This window comes from Thalassospira australica (genome assembly GCF_044790785.1).
In the GTDB taxonomy this organism is placed as follows: domain Bacteria; phylum Pseudomonadota; class Alphaproteobacteria; order Rhodospirillales; family Thalassospiraceae; genus Thalassospira; species Thalassospira australica_A.
In genome coordinates, this window is sequence record NZ_CP085258.1 from 2,742,721 (window position 1) to 2,762,353 (window position 19,633).

The window sequence follows — 19,633 nt, forward strand, 5'->3', positions numbered from 1 at the left end:
CTCGGGAATGACAATTCAGGCGGCACCCCTTTGGGTGCCGCTTGCGCAAAACCGGCAAACCTGCCAGCATTTGCTGATGACGCAGGACCGCATTCATATCATCGCCCATGACGCCACCGGGGTTGAGGCCGTTATGGCCGAAACACGCCACAGCTTTGCGCGCCACAGCCACGAAACATTCGGCATCGGTGTGATCTATCGCGGCGCGCAAAAATCGCTTTCCGGGCGCGGCATGGTCGAAGCCGGGGCAGGCAATGTCATCACGGTCAATCCGCGTGAAATTCACGACGGCCATCCGATTGGCGATGGGCCGCGCGGCTGGAACATGCTTTATTTCGACCCGGATCTGATCCGCGATGCCGCATACGACATGACAGATGGCAGATCAGGCGATTACGAATTCACCCGCCCGGTCATCACCTCCCCCGCCGTCGCACACTGCTTCAATGCGCTCTTTGCCGCCATCACCCAGGCTAACAGCCCAAGCAACAGCCAGACCGCAGCCCTCCGGCGCGAAGAAATGCTGTTTCTTCTGCTCCATCACGCCATCATCATACCGGGCAGCCCCGATCATCCTCGCAACCGCTCCTCAAACCGCGCCGATGCCACCATTGCACGCGCCAAAACCATGATCGATGATGCACCGGAGGAAAATCTCTCGCTTGCCGATCTCGCCAATGCCGCCGGGCTCAGCCGCTTTCAGACCGTCCGCCATTTCACCCGTGCGACGGGGCTTACTCCGCATGCCTATATCATCCAGCGCCGCCTTGACCTCGCCCGCCGCCTGATCGCGACGGGTACACCCCTGGCCGAGGTCGCCGCCACCGCAGGCTTTGCCGATCAAAGCCACCTGAACCGGCATTTCATCCGCGCCTATGGCCTTTCGCCGGGGCGGTATGCCAAAGCTCTGCTGGCAAACTGATCCATTTCCGGCCTGCAATTCCGTTCAAGAATACCCGATCAAAACACGCTTAACTGCGCGGATCAGGTCAAACCAAAAAACGGAACCACGCCATCATGATCAGCCCCGACTATCTCCTGACCTCGCTTGTTGTCGTTCTGCTGCCCGGTACGGGGGTGATCTATACCCTTGCCATCGGGCTGGGCCGGGGCATGCGCGCCAGCATCTTTGCGGCATTCGGCTGCACACTCGGCATCCTGCCCGCCATGGGCGCAAGCATCCTTGGCCTCGCGGCCCTGCTGCACACAAGCGCCCTTGCCTTTGAAATCCTGCGCTACCTCGGCGTGGCGTGGCTGCTTTACATGGCGTGGGGCATGTGGCGCGGCACGGGTGCGATGAAAGTCACCGCCAAATCCGATCCCGTCAACGCCGCCAAAATCATCCGCGACGCCATCCTGATCAACGCGCTTAACCCGAAACTGTCCCTGTTCTTCCTGGCCTTCCTGCCGCAATTCATCACCCCGAACGCCGGCGGAACCACCGCCCAGATGACCCTGCTCGGCCTGACCTTCATGGCACTCACCTTCGCGGTGTTCATCCTTTACGGCTTCTTCGCCAGCACCTTGCGCCGCCACGTCATCGAACGGCCAAGGATCATGAACTGGCTGGGGAAAAGCTTTGCCGGGGTTTTCGCTGTTCTCGCCGCGAGACTGGCCCTCGCCGGCCGAGTGTAAAATTCCCCGCCCATTGTGCTGTTGCTAGGTTTTAGGCAACGGCATAGAAGGAGTCCAGCCACAGCGGTTGTGCAGCTTGGTACCAAATTAGCATTTACCGGTTAATAGGCTGACCAACACCGTTACTGTCAGGCACCATAACCCTCAGCAATTTTTATCAGGGGCAACGGAACGCCTCCAAAAAGAACAAAACAAGAACATTGTATGTACGCACTTTTTCTAATAAAATGACTTTCCCTTGAAAAAGAGACCAGTTACAATCTTAACGAGAAATATGGCAGGTTCAAATGCAGCTCCATGTGCTTTCATCTATTCTAATATTTTTGGGATCATACACCCCTCTTAGCCTTATATTATTAATACAAGATATTGATACCAATAAACTTTCTCAGAGCCTCTGCTTAAATTTGAGCAGCAGTTCTTGTTCGTTACCTCTCCATACGCCTTACCTATCTATACCAGCGATATTGGTATGTATCTCCAGTCTCGCTGTAACATTATTGGCTATAAAACAGACATCACCCAAGATAAAAGCAACGATAATTAAAAGGAAATCAATACCAAGTGAGCTGATAAATTATTCTCTACCGTACATCGTCACTCTTATGAGTGTAAACTACAAAGATGGATTGGAAATATTAGGATTTTTTATTTTTATGATATGGATGTTTATTATAAATCATAAAAGTGGGACAATAATACTAAACCCACTACTTACTGTTTTTGGCTGGAAGCTTTACGAGGTAAACTACAAACAATCTTCTCAAAGCAAAATAAACGAAGGAAAAATGTTATTCCGCGGCAAACTATCGAACACAGAAACCGTTAAATACGAACATATACAAGATATAATGATCGCTTTTACAGATGAATAGAGGAGGATTAATTGGACACAATTAACGACCTGAAATTATTTCAAGCTAAAGAAGCTGATGTTGTACTTTGGACATTTAAATCATCCATGCGAGAAAAAAAATATGCATTCAAAGAAAGGTGGATAAAAACAAGTGAAAATTTAGACAACGCCATTCGCGAAATTATAACTTCACAAGCAAGAAAGATCGAAGAAGTTATACAATACAGTATAATTACAGAGAACCACGCTACAAGCGCACTAGAAATAGAATCTGATGAAACAATTATGTCCATATTCATCGAAATGATGAACAACCAAGACGAAGAAAAAAGAGCCCTTAAATCAAAAGAATTGATTAACTCAGAATTCTACATGATAAGAATGATGCACAATGAAGAAACTTTAATTGCAGCTAAAAAACTTCCAAGCACATGGAAAACAAAAAGAAAAAAAGGGGTAAGAAATGCAATCTTCTCAGACCATGAACTTGATATTAGCGAAGAGGAAACATTCGAAATCTACAATAGCGTAGACTTTTTCTATATTAAAGGAAAAATATTCATAATTAACAAGAATAATTTTGAATCAATATTAAGATACAAACTCTCTTACATAAACGATTTTTCAGATTTAAAGAATGAGCCGGATTTCTCAGAAATATTTACCAGTACAGAAAAGCTTTCAGACTATGTCGGAACTAATAAAATACAATTACGAAGATCAACAGCGATCAAGACCAAAGGTTTTTACAAGAACCCAATTTTCATGAAAAATCTAAAAGAAAAATACAAGACATACAAATTAAACATCCACTTCTCGGAAGATGGAAAAATTGACCCAAGCAAAAGCGACTGCAGACATATATTTCAAGCTCTTCTAGATCACAGATTATCATCTGGATTCTCGGAAAATATTTATGACGTCCAAGATACTTCTAGCGTCACTTAGTTGCTAGGATGCCCCAATCCTAGTAGGCTGATCGCTTTTGTAATTAAAGCCCTCAGCTTTGCCGGGTCCTGAGGTTTGTCTAATAGCGAGAAGTGCTAGGCGTACCCTTACCTCATCACGACTAGCCATATCAACATCTACCTTCACAGCACGGAAGGCGTCAGGCTTGTCATCCGAGCAGCAGCCACATGGCGGGAAGTCTGTCATCACTACGACAGAAACCTGGCACACGCCCCTTCTCGCCCCCACCCTCTCCTATCAAGCTACAATCGGCACCTGCCGGTGACACAAGGTCATCGCACCAGTGACGGTCGATGAACGCAGGACGGACGCACTTCCCGCCGTTGGTCACAAGCCTTCCGACATTTCCAAACGCAGTTTTCGGCCCCGTTTCCACGCCAAGCCAAGCCACACCAGACCAAATGATCCCCGACCTCGCCCCACCCCAGATCACCCTGCTCCGAACTTGCCTCCTCACCCAAAGGGCGCATCTCTCCCGTCATGATTCACACCAATTTTCCGCAAGTTCTCCACGGGCTCATCACCCGGACGCAATACCGCCGCAATGGCTTTTCCACCCGCCAGTCATGATCCGTTGGCGATATCGCCGTCGTCCTTTCGGCCTGTCAAATCGCGGCACTGTCATCGTCATTTCCAGCATCATCTTGTTCCTGTCTTTCTGGCCCGAATACGCAAAAACCCGCGAAAGCGAATCACGCTTTGCGGGTTTTGGGTCCGGGTGCATTTCTCCCGTTGACTTTGTCTTTATGCCATAAACGAAAGAACAAATCAAGAACAATTTTTAGGAAACTTGCAAAAAATCCGGATCCCTTAAAAAGATGTTATTTTTCAACATATTGCCAAGACCGAAGCTCTACTCCGCTGCATCCGAGCTTTGCCGGTTCAATGCCCGTGTCATCAATGCGCGCAGTTTCGCCGGGCGGAGCGGCTTGTTGAGCAGTGCGAATCTCTGGGCGCGGATCAGTTCCGCCGTCTCGGTGCTGCGATCCGCCGTAATCACCACGCCGGGAATGTCAAAGCCGTGCTGGTCCCGCAGCCTGATCAGGACATCAAGCCCGGTTTCGCCGGAACTCAGGTGATAGTCGGCAAGGATGATATCGGGGGCAAAGACAGGTTCGAATCCCTCCTTGTCCGCCACTACTTTCTGCGGAACCAGAAGCTTCTCGGCATCAATCCCTGAACGCGCAGTCGCCACCACACAATTCCAGTTTTCCAGCATGGCGCGCATGCCATCCAGGATATCGGGTTCGTTATCGATGCAAAGGACGCGTAATCCACCGAGTTCGCCTGCCATCCGGCGGCGTGGTTTGGGCATAGCTGCCTCGTCAACAATGCCAATCGGCACATCGACCGAGAAAACCGTCCCCCGCCCCGGGCGCGATCGCACCGAAACCGTGTGATCCAGCGACCGGCCAAGACGATCGACAATCGCAAGGCCAAGGCCAAGCCCCTTGACATCGTTGGTTTCCGGCCCCTCAAGGCGATGGAATTCGCGGAAGATGACTTTAAGCTTGTCCTCGGGGATGCCCGGCCCGCTATCCCATACCTCGATCCTGATCTTGTCGCCCCGCATCCGGCACCCGACCACCGCCCCGCCATGCCGGGTATAACGCAGCGCGTTGGAGATAAAGTTTTGCAGGATACGGCGCAAAAGCCTGCTGTCGCTTTTGACCCAGACATCACGCGGATGCACCGCAAACCGAAGCCCGGCCTTCTCCGCAACCGGGGTGAATTCGGTCTTGAGCGCATTGAGCACATCCGAAACCCGAAAATCACGGATCGTCGGCTGCATGGCACCTGCATCAAGCTTGCAGATATCCAGAAGCTCGTTGAGTAACTCCTCGACCCCCTTTAGCGACAGATCAACCTTGCTGACCAGATCATGGATATCGTCCCGAAGCTCCTTGCCGCCCAGCGCCACGGTAAACAGGCGCGCGGCATTAAGCGGCTGCAAAAGGTCATGGCTGGCCGCCGCAAAGAACCGGGTTTTGGTATCGTTCGCCGTTTCGGCCTGTTCCTTGGCGACTGAAAGCTCCGAATTAAGCTCCTCAAGCGCGTGGGTGCGCTCCGTCACGCGGGCTTCCAGCCCCTCGTTGGCATCCTTAAGCGCCCGTTCGGCATTCCGGCGTTCGGTAATGTCGTGATAGATACAGAAATAACCCAAAACTTCGCCGGTTTCGTCAAAGTGCGGGATGTAAGTCCCCTCGGCATAGCGGGCTTCACGTTCGCTGCCGTCACTCGCCCCCCAGCCTTCTTTGGGGGCGGGAAAATCGATCTCGAAGCTTTGGCGATACCCTTCCAGCACCGCGCGGATCATCGGCTCCAGCCGGACATAGCGCTCCTCACCCACCGCTTCGCGCACGGCCATGCCATGCGCCTCGACCCGGCGGATGCCAAACATCCGCTCATACGGGCGGTTGGTAAAACGAAGTCGCTGGTTCTTATCGGCATAGGCGATCATGACCGGAATATTGTCGGTATAGATGCGAATATTGCGCTCGCTTTCGCGCAACGCTTCCTCGGTCCGCACACGTGCGGTGATATCGGCAATGGTCGCGACAAACCCGCCATCGGGCATCGGGTTGGTCCGCATTTCAAGCACCATGCCGTCCGCCCGTTTGCGCTCATAGGTATGGGGTAATCGTCGCATTTGCGGCGCGGCATTGCGGCCCAGAAGGATATCGATATCAACCGCCCGCGCCCCATTCTCCCGGCAGATATCCACCAGTTCCGAAAGCGGCATATTGACCTGAATGTCACTTGCGGTAATGCCCAAAAGGTCGATAAATCGATGGTTCCAGGTCGCCAGACGCAAATTCTGGTCAAACACCCCGACCCCCTGCGAAATGTTTTCCAGCGTATTGAGCAAAAGGTCCCGGTTGAATTTGATCGCCTCGGACGCCTCGTCCAGAAGCTCCATCGCATCGCGCCGCGATACCGCCTTGTCCGGCAGCAAAAGCGCCATAACCACGCGCGATGACGCCGCACCGACCGCGCCCGAAAGCAGATGTTCGGTAAAATTCGCCGCGTCAAAATCGGCAATGTCGGACCGTTTGCTGTCGTCCCCGCGTTGCAGAAGGTAGGTGCGAAACGCACGTTGCGCCCAATGTTTGCCAAGGAACCGAGCGGCAAGGTCTTCAAGATCGCCAAGGGTCACGCGCCCCGGCCATGTGTCATTCCGTGCCTTGGTATCCTTGCGATAGATATCGACAAAAAGCTGTGCCTGACGGCGCTGGGTCACGCCTTGCACGCCAATCGCCGATCCGACAAACATCAGAACGAAATTGACTCCAAGCGACCAGACAACCCCGTGCGTCAGATGGTCCTCGATCCCGACGCCAAGCAACGCCTGCGGCCGCAGGATACCAATGCCCAGCGGCCCGTCCGTCAGGATCGACATCGGCAAAAGCCCGCTCTGGATAAAGCTTGGCAGCAGCAGGGTATAGCTCCATAGCACAAACCCTGAAATCAGGCCAAGCCGCACCCCGGTCCGGTTGATCGATTTAAGGTAAATCGCCGCCAGAACCGCCGGGCCAAATTGCGCGACCGCGGCAAAGGACAAAAGCCCGATATCGGCCAGCGCGTATTTTTCCGACAGGAACCGGTAAAAGCCATAGGCCAGAAACAGGATGGCAATGATCGCGGCCCGGCGGACTTTAAGCAGAACCTGGCTGACATCGCCTGCAAACCGCCCCTGCAATTTCTGCGACCGCAGCAAAAGCGGCATCACCAGATCGTTACAGACCATGGTCGATACCGCCACACACGATACGATCACCATGCCGGTACTGGCCGAAAGCCCCCCGACAAAGGCAAACACCGCCAGCCAGTTTTCCCCGCCCAGCAACGGCAGGGTCAAAACGAACGTATCGGGATTGACCGTCGGATCGCCCCCAAACAGCAGGATTCCGGCAACCGCAATCGGCACGACGAAAATATTGATCGCAATCAGATAGCCCGGAAACAGCCAGCGCGCCGATTTCAAATTCCGGCTGTCGTCATTTTCAACGAATGTCACATGAAACTGGCGCGGCAGACAGAAAATCGCAAACAGCGCCAGCAGCGTCGAAATGAAGAAATGCGATGACAGCCACGCATCGGGCTTGAACATCTCGGTAATGTCTGGATTGGCAGTTGCCTGCAGGTGCATGTCGCCAAAGCCGTCAAACAACCCGTAAACCACAAACAGCCCGACGAATAAAAGCGCAATCAGCTTGACCAGACTTTCGAACGCGACCGCAAGGATAAGTCCGTCATGATGCTCTGACGCATGGATATAACGCACCCCGAACAGGATCGCGAAGACCGCCATCAGGATCGTGACGTAAAACGCCGTATCCTTGGTAAAATCCGCCTCGCTGTGGCGCACGATCTTCTCGCCCACCTCGCCGATCAGAACATCGAATGACAGCGACACCGCTTTGAGCTGAAGCGCGATATAGGCCAGAACCCCGATCACGGCAATGATCGCCACAAGCGCTGCCAGGCTTTGGCTCTTGCCGTATCGCGACCCCAGGAAATCGGCGATGGAGGTAATGTTCTGTTCGCGGCACACGGTCGCGATCTTGGTCATCACGCCAAAACCGACAACCATCATGATGATCGGACCGATATAGATCGGCAGGAACGCCCAGCCGCGCGTGGATGCCGTCCCGACCGAGCCAAAGAATGTCCAGCTCGTGCAATAGACCGCCATCGACAGCGCATAGATACTGGGCTTCAGGCGCGACGCCCGCCATTTTTCGGCATATTTGTCGCCATAATGCGCAATCGCGAACAAAAGCCCGATATAGGCCATGGCAACAATGAAAATAAGTCCGCCCTGAAGCATCCGGCTTATGGCTCCGCGTATCGATCATGCCGCCAAAACAGTTGGTTGGCGTTTGGACTATACCACGACGCGCTTATGGACTAAAACGGCGCAAATCCAAACCCGACCAAAGACCAAGAACGATCAGGATTGTCATGTCTTCCGATTACGGCTTTTACGCAGGAATCCTGCGCTTTGTCGCAAAGAAAACCGAAAGCGACGACCGCGAGATAAAGGTCATGATGGGCCACCTTTCCGGCATTGCCACCGCCATCGAACATTCCGGGCGCTTTGTTATCGAACGTGCCAATTGCGAAAGTGCCGCCCGCGCCTTCGCCGGGGTCGCCAAATTCCTCCAGGAACGCATCCTGCCCGAGGCGCTGGCCGCTGGCAACGAAGGTGCGGTAAATCAGCTCAAATGGGCGATTGAAACCTCGCTCGCACTGGGCTCGGAACTGGTTAAACGCATCGCGCTTGAAGAATATGAAGGCCAGGACAAATTCACCTTCGACCTCCCCCTGCCCCCCGGCGCGCCAACCATGCATTGATCGGAGCTACCGGCGACGGTGTCCTTGCCTTTCCCTGCATCTCGCTCTATCGGTCTGCAGCATCGCGTTCTTCGGCGACGGTCCTCTCATAGGCTGCCTGCAATTGCGACAGCACCGATTTTTCCGGTGCAGGTGCCCCCAGGTGAATGTGGCGCAGTTCATCCATAAATCCCTGCCACATGGCCGGGCCACCCTCTTCCAGCAACTGCGCCCGGATCGACAATTCCCGTGATACCGGCGTATGCCGCCTGCCCCACGCGCCCATATGGGCCAATATCGGCACCAGTTGAATCGCCGGTTCCGTCAGGCTGTAAATGACCTTTTGCCGATGCGTCGGATCGTCGGTTTTCCCAAGCAATCCCTCTTCAAGCAGTCGTTTTAGACGTGCGGCAAGAATGTTGGACGCAATACCTTCTTCGGAATTGGTCAACAGCTCACGAAAGTGACGGCGATTGCCAAACATGATGTCGCGGATAACGATCAGGCTCCAGCGATCACCAAGTGTTTCCAGCGTCAGATTGATCGGGCACCCCGAACGATGATGATCCATTAATTGCAGCCCCTTCCAAGTCTGGTTGCAAAATAGGACTGGTTTTGCTAAAACACAACTGGTTGCAAAATAAAATCAGTCAGCCATCACGCCACCACGGAGGAACTTCTGATGAGCATCCGGTTTTACGGTCATCCCTTTTCATCTTACTGCCAAAAGGTCCTGATCCCGATTTACGAGAACGATATTTCGGTTGAATGGCATCAGGTCGACTTTCAGGATTCCGACAATCTTGCAGAATTTGCGGCCCTTTGGCCGATCCAGAAGATGCCGGTTCTGGTTGATAACGACAAAACCATTATCGAAAGCACCATCGCGATTGAATATCTCGATCTGTATCACCCTGGTCCAGTGCGCATGATCCCGCATGATCCAAAATCTGCACTTGAAGCGCGTTTTATGGACCGTTTTTTTGACAATTACATCGCAGCGCCGCAGATGCAGATTGTTTTCAACGCCATCCGCGATCCTGAAAATCGCGATCCATATGGCGTTGAAAAATCCCGCCAGATGCTTGAAACTGCCTATGGCTGGCTTGATGAAAAGATTAAAGACCGGACATGGGCGACGGGCGATGATTTTGGTCTTGCCGATTGTGCTGCGGCACCTGCGCTGTTTTATGCGGACTGGACACATCCAATTGATGCGAAATTCAAAAATGTCCGGGCCTATCGCAATCGCCTGATTGAAAGGCCATCCTTTGCACGATGTGTTGAGGGCGGGCGTCCTTATCGCGATTTCTTTCCACTGGGCGCACCGGATCGGGATTGATATTGATCGGGGCAGCCCTTTGGGCCTCACATCGGACATAAAAAAGCGGCATCCGGAGATGCCGCTTTTTCCTTATCCGGTCATATTGGCCGAAAGTTCTCAGGCGTCGGCCCAGACATTGGCGCGTTGCAGAAGCCCGGTGGCTTCGAACTCCTTGCCATACGGCGCGGCCTTTTTCACGAAATCCATATAGGACGCATAGATACGTCCGTTCAGCTCGTTCTGATCGGCGATTTCCTTGACCGCTGCCTTGACCTCGGTGGCAAGGGCTGCAATCACATCATCGCTGAAATGACGGATTTCCGCCCCCTTGGCCAAGACGGCCTGATAGGACTGGATGTTGTGGAAGGTGAAATCTGCGAGTGTCTGTTCAAGATTGGCCTGTGCGGCGACGGCAAAGATTTCCTGAAGGTCCTCGGGCAATTCCGCGAACTTGTCCTTGTTGACAAACACCTCAATCCCCGTCCCCGGCTCGGCAAATGCCGGGGTGTAATAATATTTGCCAACCTGGGTCAAACCAAACGCATAGTCGTTCCATGGGCCAACCCATTCGGCGGCATCAATTGCCCCCGACTGCATGGCCGGCAGGATTTCGGCAGCGGGCAACATCGTCACATTGGCACCCAGACGGCGCATCGCTTCGCCACCGATCCCGGCATAGCGCATCTTGATGCCCTTGATGTCGTCGACGGTGTTGATTTCCTTGTTGAACCAGCCACCGGCCTGCAAACCGGTATTCCCGGCCGCGAACGGCTTGACGTTGAACTGGGCATAAAGCTCATCCCAAAGTTCCTGCCCGCCGCCAAAACGCAGCCAGCCCGAAAGCTCCCACCCCATCAGACCGAACGGAATGGTCGAGAAGAAGTTTACACCCGCATCCTTGCCAGCCCAGTAATAAGGGGTGCCATGCGCCAGTTCGGCAACGCCCTGCTCGACCGCATCCATGCATTCGAAAGCCGGAACCAGTTCACCTGCGCCGTAAACGGTGATTTTAAGACGGCCGCCCGACATTTTGGTCACGCGCTCGGCAAACTTTTCGCCATTGGCACCAAGGCCCGGTGTGCCTTTCGGCCATGGCATGACCATACGCCAGTGAATTTGTTCATCGGCCTTGGCTATTGATGGTGCGGCACTGGCCGCGGCGAAAGCACCGGCAGCCATACCGGCACCGGTCAGAAACTGACGACGTTTCATTGTGGGGCTCCCCAGTTCATATTGGCAATTTTTTGCGCAAATCTGCTTCTAAAATAGCATTCGTAACTTTGCAAGGAATTGACGTTCCTGTTTTTGCCGCTACAAACAGTTCATCTGCAACGAACTCTGCATCCCGTAACGTCCATTGCGAAAATAGAAGTTTGTCTCTAAGTCGCCTGAAAGCGGAAAAAACGAAATCGGGGCCCCCGAAGGCGGCCCCGACCCGATGAATATGAATATTCAGGTTTCGAAGGGTTCAGTAACCCCAGACTTTCGCACGTTGCAAAAGTCCGGTCGCCTCGAATTCCTTACCGTAACGTGCGGCTTTCTTGACAAGCGCAAGATAGCTTTCGGCGATCCTGCCGCTCATGTCATTTTTGGCGGCAATTTCCTCGACCGCGGCATTGGACTGCTCTGCCAGGGCCAGGATGACTTCGTCGGGGAACTGACGCACTTCGACACCCTTGTCGATCAGCGGCTGATAGGATTGCAGGTTATTGAAGGTAAAATCGGCCAGGGTGTTTTCGGCAATCGCCTGCGCGGCATAGCGAATGATCGCCTGCAAGTCGGTGCCAAGCGCATCGAACTTGTCCTTGGCGATAAAGATCTCAAGGCCCGGTCCGGGCTCGTGGAAGGCCGGGGTATAGTAAAACTTGGCAACCTGATACAGACCAAATGCCAGATCATTCCATGGACCAACCCATTCAGCGGCATCGATCGCGCCGGACTGCATCGCGGGCAGAATCTCGCCCGGCGGCAGCATGGTGATGTTTGCACCAAGGCGACGCATCGCTTCGCCGCCGATCCCGGCATAGCGGGCTTTAAGCCCCTTAAGGTCCTCGACCGAATTGATTTCCTTGTTAAACCAGCCACCGGCCTGCATGCCGGAGTTCCCGGCATAGAACGGCACGACATTAAACTCGGTATAGGCTTCTTCCCAAAGTTCCTGCCCGCCGCCGAAGCGAAGCCAGGCGGAAAGTTCCCACGCGGTCAGCCCGAACGGAATGGTCGAGAAGAAGTTGAGCGCCGGGTTTTTACCCTGCCAGTAATAAGGGGTACCATGCGCCATTTCGACCACGCCCTGCTCGACCGCATCCATGCATTCGAACGGCGGTACGATTTCTCCAGCGCCAAAAACTGAAATATTCAGGCGGCCATTGGACATTTCCTTGACCATGGCGGCAAATTTTTCGGCATTGGTGCCAAGACCGGGCGTGCCTTTCGGCCACGGCATGACCATCCGCCAATTAAGGCTTTCCTGCGCGGATACGATGGCTGGTGCGGCAACCGTGGCCGCAACCGCGGCACCGGCACCAATTCCGGCACCTTTCAGGAATTGACGACGCTTCATTGATAACCCCCTAAACTCTTTTACTTTGGTGGCTTTTTGCGCAACCACCAGCATGCGTTGGGGGATTTTGGCGAAAAGATCGCGCATATGCCACTATTTTTGCGTAGAACAATGCGGATTTTTTCGCCGACGTTACGTCACCCTGACGGCAACCTAGTTAGTGCCGATATAGCGGTTGTAATTGGCAATGAATTCGTCCGTCGTGCCCTTGCCACCGGCGGTATTGTAATATTGCTTCCAATAGGCCGCGAGCCCCGCGATATCGTTGGCATCGGGCAACGGGGCACTGACCCGCATATACCGCACCCGGCACATCGCCGCAGCATACGCATTGTTGGTTGCCAGCTGATCGGCTTTCGAGGCGGGCTGCGGTGCCAGATAGGCATCTATCTTTGCCTTCAGATCGGCCCGATAATCAAGAAAATTGACATAACAGTCGTCAAGCGTTGCGGGTTCCATCTGGAAAATACCGCGCGCCGGACCGCCACCGATCTGCTCGACATAGGTGCCAAGCCCGCTTTCCTGGGCGGCGGTTCCCATGATCAGGTTTTCGGCGGCCTGTGACCAAAGACCAAGATTTTGCAGAACAGGGCGAACGATGGATTGACGCAACTGGCTGGCATTGATCGGCATGATGTTTCCTTTGCATTCATCAGGAACAGAATTGATCTGCCTGATGACGCAACAGGATCACATCCGTGATTACGTTCACATTTGGCCCCTCTATAGGTGTATAGCCGGTTTAACTGGTGGAAACCGCCGGTAAGCAACTGGTACAAAATGACATATTTTGAAAACAGGCCCGTCAGCCAGAAAACTTCCCACTCTTATGGATAGTTAACATTGAAACACCTCCATCCAACCTAAGGTGTTGCCCCGCAATATAAACGTTTGAGACAGAGAGCGACGAGGAGGGACAGCAGAATGCATCAAGAGTTGAAACGCCGCCTTGAGTTCATCGATTTCGATGACAAAAAGGCAGCCAACCTCAAAAAGGCATGGCCGGTAATAGAGAAAAATCTGGCCCCCATACTCGACGAATTTTACCGAAAGGTCATGGCACGTGGTGATCTGGCCAAAATCATCGGTGATCCATCCAATATCGAGCGATTGAAAAATGCCCAGCGCAAACACTGGGCGAAACTGTTCGATGGCACATTCGATCAGGTCTATTACGACGATGTACGACGGATCGGCAAAGCCCATGAAATCATCGGACTAACACCGGAATCCTATGTTTCGGCCTATAACTTCCTGCTCGCCCGGCTGTGCGATATTCTTTATGCCCATTTCCGCAAGGATTCAGGGGTTTCCCAAATCGTTACAGCCGCGACCAATGCCATTCTGGTTGATATGGAAATGGCGATAACGGTCTATTACGAGGAAACGCAGAAAACTTACAGCAACCGTCTGGCAAAAATGTCGGGCGAGTTCGAAGCAACCGTATCAAAAGTTGTCGAAGCACTGGCAAGTTCGGCCGAAGATATGTCAAGCGCGTCGGAAACCCTGATCAGCAGCATGGGCCAAACCACCGATCAGGTGGAAAATGCCAAGTCAGCAGCCGAAATTTCGGCCGAAAATGCATCCACCGTGGCCGGTTCTGCCGAAGAACTTGATAGTTCCATCCGCGAAATTTCAAGCCAGATTTCCCGGGCCTCGACAATTTCAAACGAGGTGGAAGGTTCTGTAAGGTCAACTTCGGATGTCATTGAGTCGCTGAATGTCTCGGCCGAGCAAATCGGAACGGTTGTCGACCTGATCGACAAGATTGCAAATCAGACCAACCTTTTGGCGCTGAACGCCACCATTGAGGCGGCACGCGCCGGTGATGCGGGCAAGGGCTTTGCCGTGGTCGCAAGCGAGGTCAAGAACCTTGCCAACCAAACCGCCAAGGCGACCGGCGATATCACCGCCCAGATCAACAATGTACAACAAAACACATCTGCCGCCGTCACCGCCATCCGCGAAGTTGCCGAACAGATCGGCGCGATCGTTGATTCGATCACCGCCATTTCCGCCGCCGTCGAACAACAAGCCGCAGCGACCACCGAAATCAGCAACAACATCACGTCCGTTTCATCGGCAAACGGCAACGTTAACAGCAGCCTAGAATCAGTCAGCGGCACGGCACATCATACCGGCACCGTTGCAGAAGAGGTTTACAAGGTTTCACAGGTCTTAAAGGAGCATTCACGCCAGCTTAGGGCCGATGTCAAAAACTTTGTGTCGCGACTGACCGAAACAGGCTGATCCTGACGGATTGTCGATCTTGGGCATCCCGACAAATTCGCATGGCGCGAACAGGTAGTATATGTCCGGGAAGACCGTTCGGAATAAACCGCGTCCTTAAAACCAAAAATGCCAGCCTTTCCGGGCTGGCGTTTTTGTTCTATCGCAGATCGTAGATCACCGGGATCGTCAGCGTAAGCTGTTCACGCCCCATATCCTCGGGGAATGGCGGGAAACGTTTGACCCGTTCGATCATATCCTGGGTGGCACGGTCCAGAATGGAAGAATTACTGGAACTGATCATTTCAAACAGCGATACGGTTCCATCCTTTTCAATCACCAGACGGACCATATTCTGACCCTCGATTCCACGACGCTTGGCCCGGTCAGGATATTCACGATACCGCATCAGCATCTGCACCACGGCTGTCTGATAATCGACAAAGGTGGCACTGCTCATCGCAGCCCCGCCACCGCTTCCCGTGGCGGAACTTGCCGCCTGGCTCTGGGTGGCTTCACCGACCGTACCACGGGATTTGACGGAATCAACCGGGCCGCTTGCCGGCTGTTCAACCGGTTTGGTTTCGGCCTGTTCGACCGGTTTCGGAGCCTTTGCCGGTTCCGGTGTCGGTTTGGGCGGCTCGGGTTTACGCCGGGCCGGAGATACATCGGCCAGAAGCGGCGTAACCTCAGGTTCAGGCTCGGGTTCCGGTTCGGGCTCAACGACTTCCTCGACCACCGGCTCCGGGATCGGTTCGGGTTCGACAACGGGTTCAGGCTCTGGCTCGGGCACAGTTTCAACGACCGGTTCTGGGTCTGGTTCCGGCTCAGGTTCAACAACCGGCTCGGGCACAGGTTCGGGCTCTGGCTTGACTTCCTCTACCGGCTTCTCGCCCTGTTTGCTGTCTTCGGAATCTGCACTTTCCTCGAGGTTTTCTGCCTCGCCCTCAGTTGCCTGCCCGCTGCCCAGCGAAATGCTGATGCTTTGGACCGCCCCAGCACCACCCCAACCAGCAGGCTGGGGTTCGGGCATGGCAAGCACAATACCGCCGACAAGAACAATACCGGTCAGCCCGGTTGCGATCAGGAAATCAATGCGTTTCGACATATTCTATCCGTCTTGGCCCTGATCTGCTTCCATGGCGGTCATCAGCTGGACCTTTTCAATGCCAAGCTCCTGCAACCGTTTCAAAAGGGCGACAACACGTGCGCCCTCGGTGGTGCGATCCGCACGGATTTCGACTGGCCGACCGGTATAATCGGCTGGCAACAAGGCCGCCAGATCGGCAATCTTGCCCTGGCGATCATCAATGCCAACTTCGGCGTTCTTGCCAAACCACAGCACAATCGTATCTTCAGGCTGGCTTTCGGCCGTGGAACTTGCCGGTGGCTCGACATCAAACGGACCCAGCTTTTGCAAACTTCCGGCAATCATGAAGAAAATCAGCAACAGAAAAACAATGTTGATCAACGGCAACATCGGTTCCTGGGCTGGACTGTCATCGGTGATCTGGATACGGCGCTTCATTCGATCAGATCCACATCGGTAACACCGCCACGCCCCAGCGCATCCATGACAACAATCAGATGCTGCAAATCGGCACCATTAACCGGGCGCAGATGAACGGCCGCACCCGCATGCTGGCGCAAAAGGGTTGCGGCAAGATTGGAAATCGGCACAGCCTCGCCATTCAGGGACAGGCCGCCACTGGCATCGACATTGACCGTCACCGGACGGATTTCGCTACTGGTACGTGCTTCACCGTCGCTGACGGTGACCGACATCTCGAACCCCTTCCAGTCAAGAAAACTGGAAGCCAGCATGAAAAAGATCAGCAGGATGAAGACAACATCAATCAGCGGCGTCAGGCCGATCATCGGCGAAGCACCGCGATTTCGATCGCGCAATTGCATAGGACGCATTCCGACCTTGTTCGGGCTTATTCCGCTGCCTGACGCAGTTCGGCGATGTTTGACGCGCGAAGCGCACCTTTCTGCGACAGTTCGTTACGATTGATCACCATGGTGCAAACATCTTCCATCACAGCAGCGGCACGGGCGATAACACCTTGCATCCACATGTGAAACGCGGTCGCCGGGATCGCAACGACAAGGCCGATGGCCGTCGTCAGAAGCGCCAGCCAGATACCGCCAGACAAAACGGACGGATCAATACGGCTGCCCGCACCTTCCATTTTCTGGAACGCCTCAATCATACCCATCACGGTACCCAGCAGCCCCAAAAGCGGGCTTAAAACCGCAATTGCCGACATGATGCGAAGGCCACTGTTAAGGCCGTCTACTTCTTTGCGGGCACGGGCGGCAATAATATCGGATGCGGCCTCGCGATTTTCGGCATTGGCGACCGATAACGACATGCCAAACAAACCGATCTGTGCTGCCGGGTGACGGCGGCGTGCAAGAATTCCGGCAGCCTGTTTTTCGTCACCATTGGCAAGATGCCGTTCGATGTCCTTGGCAAAGCCGTCGGCAAAGATGCCACGACGGATAAACCCGACCAGTTTATAAAAGAAGATCAACATCCCGATCAGCGCAAGGGCCGCCAGAACCCAACCGACAACACCGGCACGATCCACAAGATCATAAACAGGCAGGCTGCTGATGGCATCCGGCACGATAGTGCTTTCGGTAGTAGCAAGCGCACCGTCCACCGGCAGACCGGTCTCGGGATCAAGGGTTACGGTACCCTCTGCTGTTTGCGAGAGCGCACCGTTAGCGGCATCAGTGGTTGTACGATCAAGGCCGAGCGGAGTCTGCGCATCTGGCGATGCGGACAGCGGGTTTACGGGTTCAGGCATGTAACTCTTCCGATCCAAAATACGATCAGCGCCAGACGTCCTGCTCCAGCGCATTTGAAACTGATTTGCATTACTTACAAGAAATCACATTGCGATGCAATCGCAACTGCAAAAAGACGCGCGTTTTTCGTGCATGGCCGCAATGCACCGCACGTTTGGCAGCCGACAACGAGGCACTTGAAAACGGCAGAAATCAGGAAAAGCAAAACCCCCGGAACTTTCGAGTTCCGGGGGTTTTGAAATGGTGAGCCCGACAGGATTCGAACCTGTGGCCAACTGATTAAAAGTCAGTTGCTCTACCAACTGAGCTACGGGCCCTCAACGTTGGTGAGCGGCCTTTTAATGTGCTGATCGCAAAGGGTCAACCCCCCTTTTTCGATCAAACTGCATGACAGCCATTCAAAAGGAAAAAAACATCCATATTCGGCCTGTTCCCGGTCCGTCAGAAAAAGCGGATATCGATCCTGACAAACCTGTTCACAGCAAAAAACGCGACGCAAAACCGGAAAAAGAAAAAGCCCCCGAAACCAGTTGGGTTTCAGGGGCTTATTGGTGAGCCCGACAGGATTCGAACCTGTGGCCAACTGATTAAAAGTCAGTTGCTCTACCAACTGAGCTACGGGCCCTCAACGTTGGTGAAGCGCGTTTTAATGGGACTGGCGGCTGCGGTCAACACCTGTTTTCCATATTTTCCCGGTTTTTGTACTTTCAAGCCCCAAAACGCGAAAGCCGCCCTGATCAAGGACGGCTTTCGGTTGCATTATGCGGATCAAAGCGCTTATTGCGCGTCAGCCGCGACCTGCATTTTCACAATATGATCCGGATCAGCAACCCGGCCATTGGCCCAAGGAGCACCTTTTTTCAGGCCATCGATATATTCCATGCCCGATACAACCTGCCCCCAAATGGTGTATTGACCATCAAGATGCGGCGCGTCGGCAAAGACGATGAAGAACTGTGAATCAGCACTGTCCGGGTTGGCCGAACGTGCCATCGAAACCGTGCCACGCACGTGATGCTCGTTCGAAAATTCCGCCGGAAGTTTCTGGCCCGAACCGCCGGTGCCGTCTCCTTTGGGATCGCCGCCCTGCGCCATGAAACCCTCGATCACGCGATGGAATGTCAGGCCGTCATAAAAGCCTTCACGTGTCAGTTCCTTGATCCGTTCGACATGCCTGGGCGCCAGATCGGGACGCAGTTGAATGACAACGCGACCTGCTTCAACATCCAGATACAGGGTGTTTTCCAGATCCTGCGATGCATCGGCCGACTGGGCCTGAGCACCGCCGCCGATTCCACCGTTCGACATGGCCACTATTCCTAATACGAGTACAAAAAGAGATGCGAGACGAATAAGACGCATGGTTGCGCTATTCCTTTTCTTCGGCCAGCTTTTCGTGCAGACGCTTCAGCACGTTTGCCGGCACAAATTCGGTAACATTACCGCCCAGACGGGCGATTTCCTTCACAAAGCGCGAGGATACGAATTGCTGTTTGTCCGAGGCCATAAGGAACACCGTCTCGATCTTGGGCGCAAGACGGGCGTTCATGCCGGCCATCTGGAATTCATATTCGAAATCCGAAACGGCCCGAAGTCCACGAATGATCGTGCCCGACCCGTTTTCCTGGGCGAACTGCATCAAAAGAGAACTGAACGGCTTGACGATGGAGCGGGCGGCAACTTCGCCGCCCGCCGCCTTAAGGGCCTCTTCGACCAGAGCGCAACGTTCATCGACCCCGAACATGGGGCCTTTTCCCGCATTGACCGCAACGCCGACAATCAGTTTGTCAACGATGCGGGTCGCGCGACGAATAATGTCCATATGCCCCTGGGTTACCGGGTCGAACGTGCCCGGATAAATCCCGATACGCGAGGCGTTTGAAGACTGTTCGTTCATTGA

General features: G+C 53.9%; 17 protein-coding genes and 2 tRNA genes. 6 read left to right on the forward strand and 13 right to left on the reverse strand.

Annotation, left to right across the window (positions count from 1 at the left end; translation table 11 throughout):
* Nucleotides 1-76 precede the first annotated feature (76 nt).
* The 3 genes from LG297_RS12880 to LG297_RS12890 all read left to right on the forward strand — a co-directional run bounded on the left by LG297_RS12880 (nucleotide 77) and on the right by LG297_RS12890 (nucleotide 3,439).
* Entirely contained in the window at nucleotides 77-922 is an 846-nt protein-coding gene (locus LG297_RS12880; protein ID WP_404420838.1) for an AraC family ligand binding domain-containing protein, read from the forward strand.
* Between the two features lie 95 nt (nucleotides 923-1,017).
* Nucleotides 1,018-1,635, forward strand: coding sequence for a LysE family translocator (locus LG297_RS12885; protein WP_404420840.1), 618 nt, complete (start codon nucleotides 1,018-1,020; stop codon nucleotides 1,633-1,635).
* An 886-nt stretch (nucleotides 1,636-2,521) separates the two neighbouring features.
* Complete coding sequence (locus LG297_RS12890; protein WP_404420842.1) at nucleotides 2,522-3,439, forward strand: Kiwa anti-phage protein KwaB-like domain-containing protein; 918 nt, start codon at nucleotides 2,522-2,524, stop codon at nucleotides 3,437-3,439.
* Nucleotides 3,440-4,313: 874 nt separating this feature from the next.
* On the opposite strand, the gene LG297_RS12895 is transcribed toward LG297_RS12890, so the two are convergent.
* Complete coding sequence (locus LG297_RS12895) at nucleotides 4,314-8,291, reverse strand: NahK/ErcS family hybrid sensor histidine kinase/response regulator (RefSeq protein WP_404420844.1); 3,978 nt, start codon at nucleotides 8,289-8,291, stop codon at nucleotides 4,314-4,316.
* A 134-nt stretch (nucleotides 8,292-8,425) separates the two neighbouring features.
* Between LG297_RS12895 and LG297_RS12900 the strand changes: the two genes are divergently transcribed.
* Nucleotides 8,426-8,818 carry a hypothetical protein gene (locus LG297_RS12900; protein WP_404420846.1) on the forward strand — a complete coding sequence of 131 codons (393 nt, stop codon included), beginning with the start codon at nucleotides 8,426-8,428 and terminating at the stop codon, nucleotides 8,816-8,818.
* A gap of 46 nt (nucleotides 8,819-8,864) precedes the next feature.
* Here the strand turns inward: LG297_RS12900 and LG297_RS12905 are convergent, their stop codons facing one another.
* Nucleotides 8,865-9,368: a winged helix-turn-helix transcriptional regulator gene (locus LG297_RS12905; protein ID WP_404420848.1), complete on the reverse strand. Its 504-nt coding sequence runs from the start codon at nucleotides 9,366-9,368 to the stop codon at nucleotides 8,865-8,867.
* A gap of 111 nt (nucleotides 9,369-9,479) precedes the next feature.
* Between LG297_RS12905 and LG297_RS12910 the strand changes: the two genes are divergently transcribed.
* The gene (locus tag LG297_RS12910) at nucleotides 9,480-10,139 is read left to right on the forward strand and encodes a glutathione S-transferase family protein (protein WP_404420850.1); all 660 of its coding nucleotides are present in this window, start codon (nucleotides 9,480-9,482) and stop codon (nucleotides 10,137-10,139) included.
* 99 nt (nucleotides 10,140-10,238) lie between these two features.
* Here LG297_RS12910 and LG297_RS12915 read toward each other — a convergent pair whose 3' ends face one another.
* From LG297_RS12915 to LG297_RS12925, 3 genes are all read right to left on the reverse strand, one after another.
* Entirely contained in the window at nucleotides 10,239-11,333 is a 1,095-nt protein-coding gene (locus LG297_RS12915; protein ID WP_404420852.1) for a TRAP transporter substrate-binding protein, read from the reverse strand.
* Between the two features lie 256 nt (nucleotides 11,334-11,589).
* Nucleotides 11,590-12,684, reverse strand: a complete 1,095-nt coding sequence (locus LG297_RS12920) for a TRAP transporter substrate-binding protein (protein WP_404420854.1) — start codon at nucleotides 12,682-12,684, stop codon at nucleotides 11,590-11,592.
* A gap of 153 nt (nucleotides 12,685-12,837) precedes the next feature.
* Nucleotides 12,838-13,317 carry a hypothetical protein gene (locus LG297_RS12925; RefSeq protein ID WP_404420856.1) on the reverse strand — a complete coding sequence of 160 codons (480 nt, stop codon included), beginning with the start codon at nucleotides 13,315-13,317 and terminating at the stop codon, nucleotides 12,838-12,840.
* 291 nt (nucleotides 13,318-13,608) lie between these two features.
* Between LG297_RS12925 and LG297_RS12930 the strand changes: the two genes are divergently transcribed.
* Complete coding sequence (locus LG297_RS12930) at nucleotides 13,609-14,934, forward strand: protoglobin domain-containing protein (protein WP_404420858.1); 1,326 nt, start codon at nucleotides 13,609-13,611, stop codon at nucleotides 14,932-14,934.
* 139 nt (nucleotides 14,935-15,073) lie between these two features.
* On the opposite strand, the gene LG297_RS12935 is transcribed toward LG297_RS12930, so the two are convergent.
* The 8 genes from LG297_RS12935 to coaD all read right to left on the reverse strand — a co-directional run bounded on the left by LG297_RS12935 (nucleotide 15,074) and on the right by coaD (nucleotide 19,630).
* Nucleotides 15,074-16,021, reverse strand: a complete 948-nt coding sequence (locus tag LG297_RS12935; protein ID WP_404420860.1) for a TonB family protein — start codon at nucleotides 16,019-16,021, stop codon at nucleotides 15,074-15,076.
* A gap of 3 nt (nucleotides 16,022-16,024) precedes the next feature.
* The gene (locus LG297_RS12940; protein ID WP_404420862.1) at nucleotides 16,025-16,441 is read right to left on the reverse strand and encodes an ExbD/TolR family protein; all 417 of its coding nucleotides are present in this window, start codon (nucleotides 16,439-16,441) and stop codon (nucleotides 16,025-16,027) included.
* Nucleotides 16,438-16,827, reverse strand: coding sequence for an ExbD/TolR family protein (locus tag LG297_RS12945; RefSeq protein WP_404420864.1), 390 nt, complete (start codon nucleotides 16,825-16,827; stop codon nucleotides 16,438-16,440). The genes LG297_RS12940 and LG297_RS12945 overlap by 4 nt, the downstream gene beginning before the upstream one ends.
* Before the next feature lie 26 nt (nucleotides 16,828-16,853).
* Nucleotides 16,854-17,732 (reverse strand): MotA/TolQ/ExbB proton channel family protein, encoded by an 879-nt coding sequence (locus LG297_RS12950; protein WP_404420866.1) that lies wholly within the window; start codon nucleotides 17,730-17,732, stop codon nucleotides 16,854-16,856.
* A 242-nt stretch (nucleotides 17,733-17,974) separates the two neighbouring features.
* Nucleotides 17,975-18,050, reverse strand: a tRNA-Lys gene (locus tag LG297_RS12955).
* Nucleotides 18,051-18,282: 232 nt separating this feature from the next.
* A tRNA-Lys gene (locus LG297_RS12960) sits at nucleotides 18,283-18,358 on the reverse strand.
* Between the two features lie 152 nt (nucleotides 18,359-18,510).
* The gene (locus tag LG297_RS12965) at nucleotides 18,511-19,041 is read right to left on the reverse strand and encodes a peptidylprolyl isomerase (RefSeq protein ID WP_404420868.1); all 531 of its coding nucleotides are present in this window, start codon (nucleotides 19,039-19,041) and stop codon (nucleotides 18,511-18,513) included.
* A gap of 61 nt (nucleotides 19,042-19,102) precedes the next feature.
* A complete protein-coding gene (coaD, locus tag LG297_RS12970; protein WP_404420870.1) occupies nucleotides 19,103-19,630 on the reverse strand; it encodes a pantetheine-phosphate adenylyltransferase in 528 nt (175 codons plus the stop codon).
* Nucleotides 19,631-19,633: the final 3 nt, after the last annotated feature.

What these genes read in the sequence shown, in the direction of transcription:
- LG297_RS12880 (WP_404420838.1), top strand. Translation starts at nt 77, where the DNA reads ATGACGCAGGACCGCATTCATATCATCGCCCATGACGCCACCGGGGTT.
- LG297_RS12885 (WP_404420840.1), top strand. Translation starts at nt 1,018, where the DNA reads ATGATCAGCCCCGACTATCTCCTGACCTCGCTTGTTGTCGTTCTGCTG.
- LG297_RS12895 (WP_404420844.1), bottom strand. Translation starts at nt 8,291, where the DNA reads ATGCTTCAGGGCGGACTTATTTTCATTGTTGCCATGGCCTATATCGGG.
- LG297_RS12900 (WP_404420846.1), top strand. Translation starts at nt 8,426, where the DNA reads ATGTCTTCCGATTACGGCTTTTACGCAGGAATCCTGCGCTTTGTCGCA.
- LG297_RS12905 (WP_404420848.1), bottom strand. Translation starts at nt 9,368, where the DNA reads ATGGATCATCATCGTTCGGGGTGCCCGATCAATCTGACGCTGGAAACA.
- LG297_RS12910 (WP_404420850.1), top strand. Translation starts at nt 9,480, where the DNA reads ATGAGCATCCGGTTTTACGGTCATCCCTTTTCATCTTACTGCCAAAAG.
- LG297_RS12915 (WP_404420852.1), bottom strand. Translation starts at nt 11,333, where the DNA reads ATGAAACGTCGTCAGTTTCTGACCGGTGCCGGTATGGCTGCCGGTGCT.
- LG297_RS12920 (WP_404420854.1), bottom strand. Translation starts at nt 12,684, where the DNA reads ATGAAGCGTCGTCAATTCCTGAAAGGTGCCGGAATTGGTGCCGGTGCC.
- LG297_RS12925 (WP_404420856.1), bottom strand. Translation starts at nt 13,317, where the DNA reads ATGCCGATCAATGCCAGCCAGTTGCGTCAATCCATCGTTCGCCCTGTT.
- LG297_RS12930 (WP_404420858.1), top strand. Translation starts at nt 13,609, where the DNA reads ATGCATCAAGAGTTGAAACGCCGCCTTGAGTTCATCGATTTCGATGAC.
- LG297_RS12935 (WP_404420860.1), bottom strand. Translation starts at nt 16,021, where the DNA reads ATGTCGAAACGCATTGATTTCCTGATCGCAACCGGGCTGACCGGTATT.
- LG297_RS12940 (WP_404420862.1), bottom strand. Translation starts at nt 16,441, where the DNA reads ATGAAGCGCCGTATCCAGATCACCGATGACAGTCCAGCCCAGGAACCG.
- LG297_RS12945 (WP_404420864.1), bottom strand. Translation starts at nt 16,827, where the DNA reads ATGCAATTGCGCGATCGAAATCGCGGTGCTTCGCCGATGATCGGCCTG.
- LG297_RS12950 (WP_404420866.1), bottom strand. Translation starts at nt 17,732, where the DNA reads ATGCCTGAACCCGTAAACCCGCTGTCCGCATCGCCAGATGCGCAGACT.
- LG297_RS12965 (WP_404420868.1), bottom strand. Translation starts at nt 19,041, where the DNA reads ATGTCGAACGGTGGAATCGGCGGCGGTGCTCAGGCCCAGTCGGCCGAT.
- coaD (WP_404420870.1), bottom strand. Translation starts at nt 19,630, where the DNA reads ATGAACGAACAGTCTTCAAACGCCTCGCGTATCGGGATTTATCCGGGC.